At 49.3% G+C, this 14,185-nt stretch carries 9 protein-coding genes and 1 pseudogene; 5 read left to right on the top strand and 5 right to left on the bottom strand.

Annotated features, from left to right (window positions below):
- Nucleotides 1-18 precede the first annotated feature (18 nt).
- The 3 genes and pseudogenes from ACYUJT_RS18465 to ACYUJT_RS18455 all read right to left on the bottom strand — a co-directional run.
- Nucleotides 19-2,598, bottom strand: coding sequence for an endo-1,4-beta-xylanase (locus ACYUJT_RS18465; RefSeq protein WP_460324945.1), 2,580 nt, complete (start codon nt 2,596-2,598; stop codon nt 19-21).
- A 48-nt stretch (nt 2,599-2,646) separates the two neighbouring features.
- Nucleotides 2,647-4,365, bottom strand: a complete 1,719-nt coding sequence (locus ACYUJT_RS18460; protein WP_460324942.1) for an extracellular catalytic domain type 1 short-chain-length polyhydroxyalkanoate depolymerase — start codon at nt 4,363-4,365, stop codon at nt 2,647-2,649.
- Nucleotides 4,366-4,601: 236 nt separating this feature from the next.
- A pseudogene (locus ACYUJT_RS18455) lies at nt 4,602-6,641 on the bottom strand (glycosyl hydrolase family 8); the annotation flags it as partial.
- Nucleotides 6,642-6,971: 330 nt separating this feature from the next.
- Between ACYUJT_RS18455 and ACYUJT_RS18450 the strand changes: the two are divergent.
- The 4 genes from ACYUJT_RS18450 (at nt 6,972) to ACYUJT_RS18435 (ending at nt 11,405) form a co-directional block, all read left to right on the top strand.
- The gene (locus tag ACYUJT_RS18450; protein ID WP_460324939.1) at nt 6,972-7,556 is read left to right on the top strand and encodes a DoxX family membrane protein; all 585 of its coding nucleotides are present in this window, start codon (nt 6,972-6,974) and stop codon (nt 7,554-7,556) included.
- Between the two features lie 155 nt (nt 7,557-7,711).
- Nucleotides 7,712-8,536, top strand: coding sequence for a hypothetical protein (locus tag ACYUJT_RS18445; protein WP_460324936.1), 825 nt, complete (start codon nt 7,712-7,714; stop codon nt 8,534-8,536).
- Between the two features lie 15 nt (nt 8,537-8,551).
- Nucleotides 8,552-10,240, top strand: a complete 1,689-nt coding sequence (locus tag ACYUJT_RS18440; RefSeq protein ID WP_460324933.1) for a vWA domain-containing protein — start codon at nt 8,552-8,554, stop codon at nt 10,238-10,240.
- 25 nt (nt 10,241-10,265) lie between these two features.
- Entirely contained in the window at nt 10,266-11,405 is a 1,140-nt protein-coding gene (locus tag ACYUJT_RS18435; RefSeq protein ID WP_460324929.1) for a toxic anion resistance protein, read from the top strand.
- A 126-nt stretch (nt 11,406-11,531) separates the two neighbouring features.
- On the opposite strand, the gene ACYUJT_RS18430 is transcribed toward ACYUJT_RS18435, so the two are convergent.
- Nucleotides 11,532-12,287: a DUF1266 domain-containing protein gene (locus ACYUJT_RS18430; protein WP_460324926.1), complete on the bottom strand. Its 756-nt coding sequence runs from the start codon at nt 12,285-12,287 to the stop codon at nt 11,532-11,534.
- A 96-nt stretch (nt 12,288-12,383) separates the two neighbouring features.
- A complete protein-coding gene (locus tag ACYUJT_RS18425; protein ID WP_460324923.1) occupies nt 12,384-13,142 on the bottom strand; it encodes an exodeoxyribonuclease III in 759 nt (252 codons plus the stop codon).
- A gap of 171 nt (nt 13,143-13,313) precedes the next feature.
- Between ACYUJT_RS18425 and ACYUJT_RS18420 the strand changes: the two genes are divergently transcribed.
- Nucleotides 13,314-14,051 carry a helix-turn-helix transcriptional regulator gene (locus ACYUJT_RS18420; RefSeq protein WP_460324920.1) on the top strand — a complete coding sequence of 246 codons (738 nt, stop codon included), beginning with the start codon at nt 13,314-13,316 and terminating at the stop codon, nt 14,049-14,051.
- Nucleotides 14,052-14,185: the final 134 nt, after the last annotated feature.

Genomic DNA, 14,185 nt, shown 5'->3' with positions numbered 1-14,185 from the left:
ATATTCCCCTGTGTCGGTTTATGGAGCGGTTCCCCACACCGGCTGGCCGTTCTGGTACAATACGACCCGATCCCAGTCGGCGAACGCCGTCTTCGCCCCATCGAACGAGTAGTCATTCGCCTCGTTGAAGTTCGACCAGTCCGTCTTGGACATGCGCAGCTGGATTTCGCCGGATTGGCCGCCCGCCGCGATCGAGCCTGCGCCGGACGAGAAGCTCAGCTCCACGTACGTATCCGAATTTGTACCGGTATGGTTGCCGAACGAAATCTGAATGTTGCTGCCGCCGAGCTGCGCCCAGTCAATCCAGCCGTTCATCTCCGCAGAACCGTCTTTGGTGAAGAAGTAGCGGATTTTGAGCGTGCTCAAATCAACAACCGAAGTGCCGTTATTTTTGATGTTGAAGGATGGCTTGATCTGGTTGTCCGTTGCATTCGTATCGGCTGCTTTGTACTGCAGCACGAGATTCGAGGCGATTGGACCGCTCGTCGGCGTCGCGCTCACCTGCGCGGAATTCGGGCTCTGACCCGCGCTGTTCGACGCGCTGACAACGTAATAGTACGTCGTGCCGTTCGTCAGGCCGGTGTTCGTATAGCTAGGCGTCGTCAGACCGGTCGCCACGTTCGTGTACGGACCGCCGCTCGTCGTCGAACGCTTCACCGTATAGCTCGCCGCGCCGCTCACCGCGTTCCAGCTCAAGGACACCTGTGCGTTGCCGGATGTCGCCGTCAGACCAGCAGGTGCTACCGGTACGGTCGGATTGCCGCCACCGCTGGTCGGAGCCGCGCTCACTTGCACGGAGTTCGGGCTCTGACCCGCGCTGTTCGTCGCGCTGACGACGTAATAGTACGTCGTGCCATTCGTCAAGCCGGTGTTCGTATAGCTAGGCGTTGTTAAGCCAGTCGCTACGTTCGTGTACGGACCGCCGCTCGTCGTCGCGCGCTTCACCGTGTAGCTGGTTGCGCCGCTGACTGCGCTCCAAGTCAAGGATACTTGTGCGTTCCCGGCTGTCGCAGTCAAGCCGGTCGGTGCGACAGGAGGCTGCTGCGTCGATTTGCCGTCCACAATAGCCCAATATGCCGGTTTGGACTGCAGACGTTCATCGAACAGCAACGGCCAGTTGTTGCGGTTGACCGGGAACGACCGCAGCCAGCTGTTTCCGTCGTCTTTGCCCCAGATGGTCACATTGTCGATCTTATCCTTATGTTTGAGCAAAACATCAAACAATTGCTTGTACCGGGTCGCCTGCGTTTGTGCCAAGCTGTCCGGCAACGTATCGTACTTCGTGGAATCGTCACTGTAAATATCGATGTCCATCTCCGTTATTTCCTGCTTGATGTTCAGAGCCGCAAACTTGGTTATAGAAGAATCGATCTCACTCATCGTCGGATAATTGATCTTGAGATGGGTTTGGTGTCCGACGCCATGCACCGGGATGCCCTTCGCTTTCAACCGGCTGATCAGGTTGTAGAGCGCCTGGCTTTTGGCTGATTCGTGCGTATTGTAGTCGTTAATGAACAGCAGGGCGTTAGGATCCGCTGCGTGGGCGTATTCGAACGCTTTCTCGATAAATTCTTCGCCTGCGATCTGATACCACAGACTGCGGCGTAAACCGTCAGGCTGTGAAGCGTCAATTACCTCATTGACCACGTCCCAAGCATAAATCTCGCCTTTGTACCGCCCGACTACCGCATTAATGTGAGCTTGCATGCGCTGATACAGCAGCTGCTTGCTAGCCAGATTGCCGTTGCTGTCGCGGAATACCCAATCAGGCGTTTGATTGTGCCAGACCAAAGTATGGCCGCGAACCTGCTGTCCGTTGTCAAGTGCGAACTGTACAGCCTCATCGGAAGGGTCAAAGTTAAACTCGCCCTCCTGAGGCTGCGTGCTGTCCCATTTCAGCACATTGCCTGGTGTTAGGCTGTTAAAGTGTTTCGCCAATAATTGTCGGTCGGCCGCCTCGATTAACTCAAAATTCTCAAAGGCTGCCCCGAACAGGAAATCTCCCGCGAACACGTCCTTCAAGGATGGAATATTGGGCTCGATCGTAATTGGCCCACGATCCGGGAGCTGCTCCAGACGGAAGTCGTCCAAATAAAAATCGACGGTCGGGTTGTTCGGAACCTCAAAATAAACGGATACATTCTCCAGCGGTTCGCGGTATTTGTATTCCGCCTTGAATTCTACCCAGCCGCCGGACGTTGCCGTTGCTGAGTATAGCTGGCTGTACGATCTTGTCCCGCTTTTGGTTGTATCCAGCGACATATACACCGTACCCGACCCGGACGCCAGCTTGATCCAGCCGGCGAACAAATACGTTTGTCCAACCTGCATTTGGGAAGTAACATCCAGGGATGCTCCATTCCACGATTCGGTACGGCCGCTGACGTGCAGCCCCCTGGTTCCGGTTCGCGCAGCCGTTCCGGTCGCGGATGACAGCATTTCATTTTCTCCCCGCGGGGCCCAGCCCTGTGTTGTACTGTCCTCAAAGCCATGTTGAAGGAGAACGGTGTTAGCTGCTGCAGGAACCGCGGCATACAGGGGACCGATAAGGCAAAGGACAAGGAGCATCGTCATTGCCCTGAACGATAACTTTTTCATAAAAGCTCATCTCCTCTCTTGTGTAAATCCGTATTCTTGGCATATCGGTTATGGTTGAACTCCCCATACCAAAGTTCCGTTTTGATGCAGCGTTACACGATTCCAATCCGCATAAGCGGTTTTTGTCGGATCATAAGAATAGTCATTTGCTTCGTTGAAGTTCGACCAGTCGGCTTTGGACATCCGCAGTTGGATATCGCCCGTTTGTCCGCCTGCCGGGATCGAATCTGCCGCTGCGCTAAAGCTTAGCTCTACGTAAGTGTCCGTATTACTGCCGGTAAAGTTAGCGAATGCCGCGCTAATATTGCTGCTGCCGATTTGCGCCCAATCAATCCAGCCGTTCATGTCCGCGGTACCATCTTTCGTAAAGTAGTAGCGAATCTTGAGGCCGCTCAGGTTAACGGGGGTCGTACCGTTGTTCTTGATGTTGAAGTACGGCTTGATTTGGTTATCGGTGGCATTCGTGTCGCCAGCTTTATATTGGAGAACCAGGTTCCCCGTACTGGTGCCGCCACTAGCCGGCGTTGCGCTCGCTTGCGCGGAATTCACGCTGCTGCCCGCGCTATTGGATGCGCTTACAACATAGTAGTATGTTGTTCCGTTCGTCAGCCCGGTGTTCGTGTAGCTCGTCGTCGTGACTCCGGTTGCCACATCCGTGTAAGGACCACCACTCGTTGTGGCGCGTTTTACAGTATAGCTGGTAGCACCCGGTGAAGCCGCCCAGCTTAAGGATACGCTGGCGTTGCCCGCTGCGGCCGTCAAACTTGCCGGAGCTGCCGGTACCGTCGGGCTGCCCCCGCTGCCGCTGCTGTTCAGGCCGAGGAAGGCGATCGCATAGGCGGGCATCCCCGCTAGGGACATGTCATGACCAGTGCCCTGCACGCTGATCGCTTCGACCGGAGGCTGAGCGGTAGTGTTGCCATAGCGAGTACGGGTCCAGTTCGACTTCGGGCTGTCGGTCACGGCCGGGGTGGCAGAGACGCCGTGCAGGTTGGTCCACTGCTTGATTTCCTCTGCAAAATTGTTATAGCTGAGCACGCTGTCGGTACTGCCGTGCCAGAGCTGGATGCGCGGGTAGCTGCCCTTGTAGCCTGGATACATGGCACGGGCGGCGTCGCCCCACTGCTGCGCGGTCTTGGATATTTGACCATTCGAACACTGGCTATTCCAGAAGTTAGTAGCGCTGCCGGTCGCGAAACAAGTCGCTGGCACGCCCATAAACGCCGCACCGGCGGCAAAGACGTCCGGATACTCAGCGAGCAGGACGTTGGTCATCATCGCGCCGGAGGATACGCCCATCGCGTAGATACGGCTGCTGTCGATGTTGTAGTTAGCTGTGGTCCACGATACCATTGACATGATGCCGACCGGGTCGCTGCCCCCGCCGCGTGTGAGCGCTTGCGGGCTCCACACGTCGAAACAGTTGCTGTATTCACTGTGCGTGGACTCCGGGAAGACGATGATGTAACCGTACTGCTCGGCGGCCGCAACGTAGTCGTACGAACCGTTGTAGAATGCCGTCGCTGAGCCCGAGCAGTAGTGCACGGCCACTAGCAGTGCGGGGTTTGCAGCCAGATTGCGCGGTACATAGATGTACATTTTCAAGCCGCTCGGGTTGTTGCCGAACGACGCGACTTGCGACAGCGTCCCTGGCGTTACACCCGCCGGAGCCGCACGGACTGACTGCGTCGCTGAGGGCCACAGCAAACCGCTTACCAGCAGCAACAACGCGCCGAACAAGCTTACCAATCTTGACTGTAGTAGCATCATAATACCCTCCTTAAAATTTAGGATGAATGATACTGCTCCGTTTTTTTGGAACGCGCCCCCTTTCTTTTGTCAATTATTGTAAGCGCCTACATTCGATTATATCATTTGCCAAAATATGTGTATACTAGAGAATTAAAGAAGTTTACGAGAAAATCATTGATCTTCCACAAAAAAACGCGGCCCCTGAAAGGGGCCGCGTTCTCTATTATAGTCAAGCCGAATATTGTTCAGCCTTATTTCTTGATTAGGATGAAGTCGTCAATAGCTGCCCAGTTGTTGGCATTGGCATCGGACCATACGCCAAATTCGATTTGCCCGTTAGTCACGTTAATGTTGTCAATGTCATAGCGCGTCCAGGAAGCAACCGAGGCTGACCCCAAGTTCGCCTGCAGTTCGGTTGTACCGCCGAAGTTTTTAGCGAACAAGCGAAGCTCCTTTTGTCCTCCGTTGGAACTAAACCAAGCGGACAGCTTGTACGATCCGTTAGGTAAGGTCTGTATCTGCGAAGTCAGCTGCTTATAGGAAGCCGAATGTTGATGCACCAGTTTATAGCTGCCGGTATATTGTCCGCCGTATTCTACCCTTTGTGCGAGCCCGGCGTCATGCCACTCCATCCAGCCCGAAGTGTCCGCAGTTTCAAAACCGGGGTTGTTGACATAGTTCCGGGTGAGGTAGAAATCATCGAAAGCGGCCCAATTGTTCGCATTTGCGTTAGAGTATACACCGATTTCGATCTGCCCGTTCGTCACCGGGATATTCGGAATAACATACTCCGTCCAGGAAGATAACGTTGTCGAACCTACGTTAGCCTGCAGTTCCACTGTGCTTCCGTAATTTTTAGCGAACAGGCGGAGCGCGTTATGGCCGCCCGTCGATTTTACCCAGACCGATAACGTGTAATTTCCATTCGGAACGGTCTTCACCTGGGACGTTATCACTTGGTAAGCAGCATTGTTGTTGTTGTTATGGGTCAACCTGTAGTTGCCAGAACGGGTGTCGCCGTATTCGACCCGAAATGGTGTTCCGCTATTGCTCCAATAGGTCCATCCCGTCGTGTCGCCCGTCTCGAATCCGGGATTATCAGCCAAATTCCCGTTTACAGCTGCGGTCCCTGGTACAGGCTTCCACCAGTTGCCTGAGATGAACAACATGTTCAGCAGATTATACGTATCGCTGTAATAGCTTTCTTTGGCGTTCTTCATCCAATCCCAGCCGGCATTCACCCAAGCCTGATTGGCGGAGTTCGAAGTGCCTGCTGCAATGAAGGGCGCTACGAATACAGCGGTGGCATAGCTTCCGATCGCGTTTCCGTTCAATTGATAGCCGTCCCTTACGTTGGCAGGGTTACCGCCGGTTTTGCTTTTGATCCATCCTGCGATTTTATCGGAAATCGTTTTACTTCTTGCTTCGCCATACAGGGCATAGTCCATGACGACCCGCAGCGGTACGCGGGCAGCGTTCCAATAATACTCGTCCGTCTCTTTGAATTCATTAAGATACCATTCGGGAGCCGGGACTGCCGGATTGCCAACGACGAAATCAGAGATTAGTCCCGCAGTCGGAGAATAAGTGTTACTCACCTGGGAATACACATCGTATAAATTATTGATCACATTCAGCCACGTCTGGTCGCCCGTGAAATCATAGAAGGCTCTCAAGTGGCTGAGCATCCAGTCGGAGGGCCGCGTGTTCAGCGCGGATTTGGAGTCCCAATCCCCCAGATTTAATCGGTTGTTCGACGTGACATAGCTGGCTTTGATACCGTCTGTAATCATTTTTTTGGCTTCCGCCAGGTAATTGACGGCACCGTTTGATCCCCACTGCCGATCGGCTAGCAGAAGTGAGTAGGCGATGTCCAGGTCACCGTCTGTAGCAGATCCGAAATGCCCTTGCGCCCTAACGTTATCGGCCACCACCCAGCCCATCAGATTCGGGTTCGATGAGCTGCGGTAAGCTCTAGCCGTTTTGAACAGGCCGTCATAAATCGTTTGTGCATTCGGATCGTACCCAGCCATCAACACCGTGATGACCATGCCGAATCCCTGCCCTTCGGAAGAACCCAGCGGAATAAATCCATCCGGGCTTCCGGTAATTTCTCCTTTGACATAGTAGCCGCCAGGGAGTGAGGCCAGATTGTTTTTTAAATATTTGCCTTTCCAATAGTCATAGTAGGCTGTTACAGAAGAGTTCATGGCAGCTTGGCTGACATGGTTTGGCTTAGTGATACCGGGATAACTGACCTGCTGCGGAAACGGTTTCATCTCTCCTGCTGCATGAGCAGTACGCATATCCGAAGCCGGGAAGCTTATCGGAGCGGCCAATACCGAGATGCACAGGAACGCGATTAGAGCAAAACGCAAACTAGAAGACCAAACGAATTTCATAATGAATGACTCCTCCTTTGTCATAAATAATAAATAATGAAGTTTAACCTCTTTCCATATATTCCATATATTCCCTACATCGTAGAGCAGGAAAAAAAATACGTCAAGGTTATTCCTATAGCGAATCAAAATATCCAGCATTATCCTTCTCCGTTCACTGCAAATGAGATACGATAAAACTTGAATAATTAAAAATTGAAATCACGAGGAGATGATGAAATGGCGATCAAAGAGGAACTTAAAGGTAAAAACATCATTGTTCCTGAAAATCCGGTATCTAATTTTCTGTTTAGCAACACAAGATCGGCGTCCATCTGGTTAATCATTCGCTTATATCTAGGCTACGCCTGGTTAAGTGCGGGATGGGGTAAGGTAACTAGCGATCAATGGGTTGGTAGCAATGCAGGCGCAGGACTGACGGGATTCATAAAAGGAGCGCTTGGCAAAGCTGCCGAAGGCAAAGACGTAACGGGATGGTATGCGTCATTTCTGGAAAATATGGTGCTGCCGAATGCCACACTGTTCTCTTACTTCGTTGCTTTCGGCGAGCTGCTCGTAGGGCTTGGCCTCATCCTTGGCTTATTGACGGGAATCGCCGCCTTCTTCGGCGCTTTCATGAATGCAAGTTTCCTCTTTGCAGGCACCTTGAGTACGAATCCGCTGTTGTTTATACTCGCTACGTGGATTGTGCTGGCCTGGAAGGTAGCCGGATGGTACGGGTTAGACCGCTGGGCTCTCCCGCTTCTGGGAACGCCATGGAGCGGCCGAGGACGCAATAAGAGTGATCGATCCGCTACATCGTAACAAAATATATAAGTTTAAGGGGCTGCCATCAGCCTGCCAAATGGCGGGGCTGGGCAGCCCTTTTGATTAGATAAATACATTTTGAAACAATTGCCAATGCATTAACGTAATAACAGAAACAGGATCATTAAGGTATCTTAATGATTAGGAAATAATTGGAGCAACTGCAGTTAATCTCTGATAAAATTATCACTATGATCCATCGTATCCCCCTAGCATCAGCAGAGGAGGTGTGTATTTTGAATAGTTCGAACATGTTTAAGCTGGCGGGGCTTATTATCGGAATCGTATTCCTGAATATTGTAGTGTTGTCCCCGGGTTTATTAGGGGTGCAGATCAGGGGGGCAAGCGCTGTCCAGACAGCAACAGGCATTACACTGTTAGTCATTAGCATCCTTGTCGTGCTTTACGGGAGTTATATCTGGATTATTAAAGTTCCTGTTGTAACGCCTGTACGAGACATACAAACACATGAAGACTACATAATCGCTCTTAGCCATTACAAAAATGAAAAAGCGCTTAAAAAGGATATTCTCCTCGCTCTAGATCAACTGGAACGCATGGAGAAAAAAAAGGAAACCTTTGCCGATGTTCTTAGTCAAAGATTTGATCCGGCTGAACTAAGCTATAAGAGGTTCAATTCGGTGATTTATGAGGTTGAGCAGTTGTTCTACCTCAATATCAAAGGCATTCTGAATAAGCTAAGCGTATTCAATGCGTCGGAGTTCTCTATTTTTACCGGTCAACAAACCGCTATGCATTTTTCAGAGAAATTAGTCCAGGAAAAAACAAAGCTATACCACGAATATTTAGCTTATGTGGCAGGGTACCTTGAAGCGAATGAAGAAATCCTGCTCAAGCTTGATAAGCTGCTATTAGAAATATCCCTGCTAGGAAGCACGGATTATCGTGAAATCGAAGAGATGCCCTGCATGAAGGAAATAGATGCTCTAATCAATCAGACCAAATACTATAAGTAGGAAAGGAAGATGTGAATGGCTAGCAAAGGCAAGGCATTTTTAACTTTAGCGATCATTGCCGTAGTTGTTTTCGCTCTTATTTATTTCGGCATTAACTTAACGTCTAATTTGGGCAAATCCCAGACGCAAATATCCTCGGAGGATGCAAATAAACGCCTGGAGAAGCTTTACAAAGATATTAGGGTTACTAGCGCGGAGGCCATTAAGGGGCAAATCGATCTTGATCCCGTATCCGTTGGCGACTCCCTTCCCGACATCTCTAAATTTACGGTATCCGTAGACAACACCACAGACAGCTTTGTAGAGATTTTCTCCTCCACGGAGAAATCCGGCACGGGTGTCGATGGATGGCTAAATGAAGTCGCTGAGGATTTCAATAGCTCTAATGTCACCGTAAACGGAAAAACGGTTTCCGTAAAAATCCGCAACATCGCCTCAGGTACAGCTGCAGATTACATAAGATCAGGCAAGTATATACCGGACGCTTTTACGCCTTCAAATGAGCTTTGGGGAGAAATGGTTGCAGCGCAAGGCATCAAAACTCAGCTTATCTCCAATCGTCTTACAGGAAACGTGGCAGGCATTGTATCCAGCAAGGCTAAGTATGACGAACTGGTAGACAAATACGGGGCTTTAAACGTCAAGACGATCACGGAGGCTATTGTAGATAACGAGCTGTCCATGGGGTACACGGATCCTTTCGCCAGTTCCACGGGCATCAACTTTCTAGTAACGGCGCTCAAGACTTTCGACAGCTCCAATTTACTTGGTGAAAAAGCAGTTCAAGGGTTTGAGAAATTCCAGGCTAATGTCCCTTTTACCGCCTCTACCACACTGCAAATGCGTGAGGCTGCAAGTACAGGCATGCTGGATGCTTTCGTACTGGAATATCAAATTTACGCGAATTCCCAAGATCTGAAGGGCGGCTATGTCTTTACGCCTTTTGGCGTCCGGCATGACAGCCCGCTCTATGCCCTAGGCGATTTGCCTCAGGAGAAATTGGAGATCATCAAGAAGTTTGCAGAGTTTACTCAGCAGGATAAGTATCAGAGCTTAGCCAAGAAAAAAGGCTTCAATGGCCTTGATGATTATCGTGCAGAGCTGGATGTGGTCGATGGAAATACTTTAGCGGCTGCGCAAAAGCTATGGAAGGAGAAAAAGGACGGCAACAAACCGATTGCCGCCGTGTTCGTAGCTGATGTATCCGGCAGTATGGCTGGCGAGCCTTTAAATCGTTTGAAGGAATCGCTATTAACCGGTCAAAAATATCTGGGCCGGAACAACAGCATCGGCTTCGTTTCTTATTCCGATAACGTAACCATCAATCTGCCGATCGGAAAATACGATACAAACCACCAATCTATGTTTGTCGGTGCAATAAACAGTCTTCAGGCTAGCGGAGGAACGGCAACATTCGACGGCATTGTGGTCGCGATGAAATTGCTTCAAGACGAGTTGGCTGCTAATCCCGACGTTAAACCGCTGATTTTTGTATTAAGCGACGGGGAAACCAATGAAGGCCACTCCCTTAAAGATATCAGAGGCCTGATCGAAACCTACAAAATCCCGATTTACACAATTGGCTACAATGCAAACATTAAGGCGCTCGAAAGCATTTCCAGCATTAATGAAGCAGCTAGCATCAATGCAGACACCGACGATGTAGTATATAAAATCAGCAACTTGCTGAACGTGCAAATGTAAATTCATATTCAAGAGGAGGAATGGCATGTCATTTTCAATGGAAGTAATCAACCCGGAAGAGATAAAGTCTGCTATTGAAGAGCAGGTAAAGCCTGATAACGAGGAAGTCTCGCAGCTCAAAGAGCTGGCCTTGAACAATGTCACGGCGATTTTGGATTTAGATATCGAGTCGTTGGAGAAACGGAAAGCCATATTACAGTCGATTGACAGCTTCGGCATGAGCACCATGAGGGTGTCCTCGGAAAAAAACAACTTGCTGCATGTATCTGTCGGAAATTTATCAAAAACAGGCGATGACGGCGGTGAGGTAGCCAGAGGCTTAACAGAACTGCATATCCAGTTGAAAGATTTGGATCCAAGCGTCGTAGATTTCGCCAAGAGCGGTATTCTGGGCAAATTCTTTAATCCGCTGCGGTATTACTTTGCCAAATTCGAAAAAGCCGACGCCGTCATTTCCGGCATTATAAGCTCGCTCGATAAAGGCAAGTCCGTGCTAAAAAATGATAATACAACGCTAGAGTTTGAACAGCAAGCGCTCCGAGATCTCACGAAAAAGCTGCAAAAGGAAATCCAATTAGGCATGCTGATGGACGAAGAAATCGAATCCCAGCTTGGTGCAGCAAAGCTTCGCCAGGAATCCGAAGAAAAAATAAGATTCATTACCGAAGAAGTGTTATTCCCTTTACGTCAGCGCGTAATGGATCTGCAGCAAATGCTGGTCGTCAATCAACAGGGAATCATGGCCATTGAAGTCGTCATGCGAAATAATAAAGAGCTGATTAGAGGAGTGGACAGAGCCAGAAACGTTACGGTTTCAGCCCTGAAAATTTCGGTTACCGTAGCAAGCGCCCTTTACAATCAAAAAATTGTCCTGCAAAAGATCGAACTGCTAAATCAAACCACGAACAATTTAATAAGCAGTACCTCCAGAATGTTAAAAGATCAAGGTGCGGCCATTCATAAACAATCTCTTGAAACGAGCATTTCGGTGGACACGCTGAAACAAGCGTTTACCGACGTGCTGTCGGCTCTGGACTCCATTAGCACTTACAAGCAGGATGCGCTCCCTAAAATGCGGGAAACCATTAATCAGTTCAGAGAATTGGCCGAAAACAGCGAGGTGCAAATCCAACGTTTGGAGAAGGGGCATAAATTAGGCTTATAGTATAAAGTGATTGGTGCAGATATTAAAATAGCGCATGCTGAACGCATGCGCTATTTTTGCATCATTGTACCGTCAAAATAATCTATTCACTATAAATGTATCAATATGTATGTATGGTTCCATCCCTTATGAGGTCCGCTTCATGCTGAACTCATGCCAAATCGAACCTTGTTCCCCCAGCAGTTCTTTGCCATTCCAGAGAATATCGTAAATATCACCTTCGTAAGCAATAGCCCGACCCAATGCGAAAGAAATGAAATAGTCTTTCCAGGAATCAAAGATAAGGCTTGCAGCATCAGCCGCTCTCCCGATATACTCCCAGGCCTGTTCTTCCGTTATGTATCCGACGATGAAGCTCCACCTTGCGATGTTTACAGCCCGGTCATAATCCCAGGCAGCAATCGTCTCCACCCGGGTAAAATCGGATTCCGCAAAAGAAAGCTTCTTAATCAACTCTTTTTTGGCAGATTCGTAGCACTCCTGTGATTTGCCCACTTCCTCTGCGGTAAAGCTCTGCCCGGCATGAAGCGCCGCCAGCAGTTCATCGTAATCGGCACGATGTCCTTCTGTCAGAAGCCACTCGAGGGTTTCAACAGCTTCCTCTGAATTACTAATGTCCCAGGCAGACGCAAGCCCCTGCCTCAAAGTGTCCAGCTCGGTCTTCACCGGCAGAATTCTTGGCGACTCAGAACGGTATAGAGCAAGATTAGCCCCGTAGGCCAACAAATGCTGCTTCTCGTTAGGCAAACGGTGTGACTGCTCCATTTCAAGCCGCTGTTTCTTATTTTGCTTATCTAGTCGCTTGCTTGATACAATCAAACCCACGATAAGCAGTACTACAATTGCTACAATAACGCCTACTACAATCAATAAAATCTTCAAAACGCCACTTTCCTCTCTCCTTAATCCAATTCCAACTCAAATACGTGGAAATTGTCTTTTAGCTATATCGGCATGATAAGAAATAAATTTTAGTTTTTAAATATCCGCCAACTCCAGAACCACGGGGCAATGGTCGCTGCCCATCACATGGCAATCGATCTGCGCATCCACCAGGCTTTCGCCCAGCTTGGCCGAAGCCAGGAAGTAGTCGATTCTCCAGCCGATGTTGCGCTCCCTGACCTTCGGCATGTAAGACCACCAGCTGTAGACATCCGTCCGGTCCGGATAAAAATAACGGAACGTATCGATAAACCCGGCATCCAGCAGCTGCGTCATTTTCTCCCGCTCCTCGTGTGTGAAGCCGGAATTGCCAACATTCGACTTGGCGTTCTTGATGTCGATCTCGCTGTGCGCCACGTTCATATCCCCGGTTGCGATAACCGGCTTATGGCGATCCAACTCCACCAAATAGCTACGAAATCGTTCCTCCCACTCCAGCCTGTACGGCAGCCTGGTTAAGTCCCGCTTCGCGTTCGGTGTGTACACGTTTACCAAATAAAAGGACTCGAACTCCAGCGTAATGATCCGCCCTTCCGGCTCCGAATCCTCCTCGATCCCGTACCGCACGGACAACGGTTTGATTCTAGTAAATACGGCCGTGCCCGAATAGCCCTTCTTCTCTGCGTAATTCCAGTACTGCTCGTATTCCTCGCCCAGTTCGAGATCGATTTGCCCTGCCTGTAGCTTCGTTTCTTGCACGCAAAATATATCGGCATCCGCTGCCCGGAAATACTCATAAAACCCTTTGTTGACACATGCTCTAAGCCCATTGACATTCCATGAAACCAGCTTCATTTCTTTCGTCTCCCTCTGCCTATTTCATTGCTTCATCCCTAATTTATCTTTCATTTTGAAGCTTTCTATCAAAATTTACAATGATTATTCAAATTTTACGCTTGTTTACCCGATAAATAGGTATAGGACTATATTTTTTTGCATGAAAGGCAGTAAGGGGGGTCACACATCATGTCCGGTAAAAAAGTTGCATCTCAGCAGCCGTCCTCAAAATCAGCCGCCGTCTTTACATCGAAATCGCATTTTGAACAAATTCTGCAGAGCAACAAATCACTGATTACTATATTTCAGGATTGCATCGCCCACATAAAAGAGCATATGTCAGGCGCCTATCTGTTTCTATTAACCGACGCAGAAGGTGTGCTGATCGCTATGGACTATTGTGAAAGCCTGAAAGAAGTCGTACGCCAATCCGAAATTCGGGTAGGCATGTATTTTACGGAGAAGAGCTGTGGGGTAAACGCCATTTCGGAAGCCATGGCCAAGCAGGGCCCGATCTATTTGCCTCCTGAAGAGCATGAAAGTCCCTTTTTCCAGAACTGGCACTGTTTCTCCACGCCGTTGAATCTGGGGTCAAAAACGATAGGATATTTAGACGTCTCGACCATTAACGCGAATATGAAAGGCGAATTGATCGCTATCGCCAAGCTGATCCCTGGCAACATGCTGAGCAGTATGCAGAACCTGCCCGAATCTCCGCCGGCGGAAGAACGCCTAGTACAGCTCACCGAGCGCCAGCTTCATGTGCTCAGACTCATTGCCCAAGGACAGACGGTAAAGTCCATTGCCATTAAGTTAAACATTAAAGAATGTACTGTGAACCACCACAAAAAAATCATCTTCGAGAAATTCGGCGTTCAATCCAGTACGGAAGCAGTATCGATCGCCAGTCGAATGTCCTATTTATAGACAATTTTTACAATTCTTTTGCCCTATACTTTCTTATAGGTGAAGTATGTCATAGTCTATGTTAATCTGTTTAACAGATACCTGAAACAAAGCAATACCCTAATTCTCGACAAAACATAGTCCTGATCCTCTCG

The organism is Paenibacillus sp. YSY-4.3 (assembly GCF_054767475.1).
Note: the sequence above shows the minus strand (reverse complement) of the source record. Positions and strands in the feature narration are given on the sequence as shown.

What these genes read in the sequence shown, in the direction of transcription:
- ACYUJT_RS18460 (WP_460324942.1), bottom strand. Translation starts at nt 4,365, where the DNA reads ATGCTACTACAGTCAAGATTGGTAAGCTTGTTCGGCGCGTTGTTGCTG.
- ACYUJT_RS18465 (WP_460324945.1), bottom strand. Translation starts at nt 2,598, where the DNA reads ATGAAAAAGTTATCGTTCAGGGCAATGACGATGCTCCTTGTCCTTTGC.
- ACYUJT_RS18440 (WP_460324933.1), top strand. Translation starts at nt 8,552, where the DNA reads ATGGCTAGCAAAGGCAAGGCATTTTTAACTTTAGCGATCATTGCCGTA.
- ACYUJT_RS18435 (WP_460324929.1), top strand. Translation starts at nt 10,266, where the DNA reads ATGTCATTTTCAATGGAAGTAATCAACCCGGAAGAGATAAAGTCTGCT.
- ACYUJT_RS18420 (WP_460324920.1), top strand. Translation starts at nt 13,314, where the DNA reads ATGTCCGGTAAAAAAGTTGCATCTCAGCAGCCGTCCTCAAAATCAGCC.
- ACYUJT_RS18425 (WP_460324923.1), bottom strand. Translation starts at nt 13,142, where the DNA reads ATGAAGCTGGTTTCATGGAATGTCAATGGGCTTAGAGCATGTGTCAAC.
- ACYUJT_RS18450 (WP_460324939.1), top strand. Translation starts at nt 6,972, where the DNA reads ATGGCGATCAAAGAGGAACTTAAAGGTAAAAACATCATTGTTCCTGAA.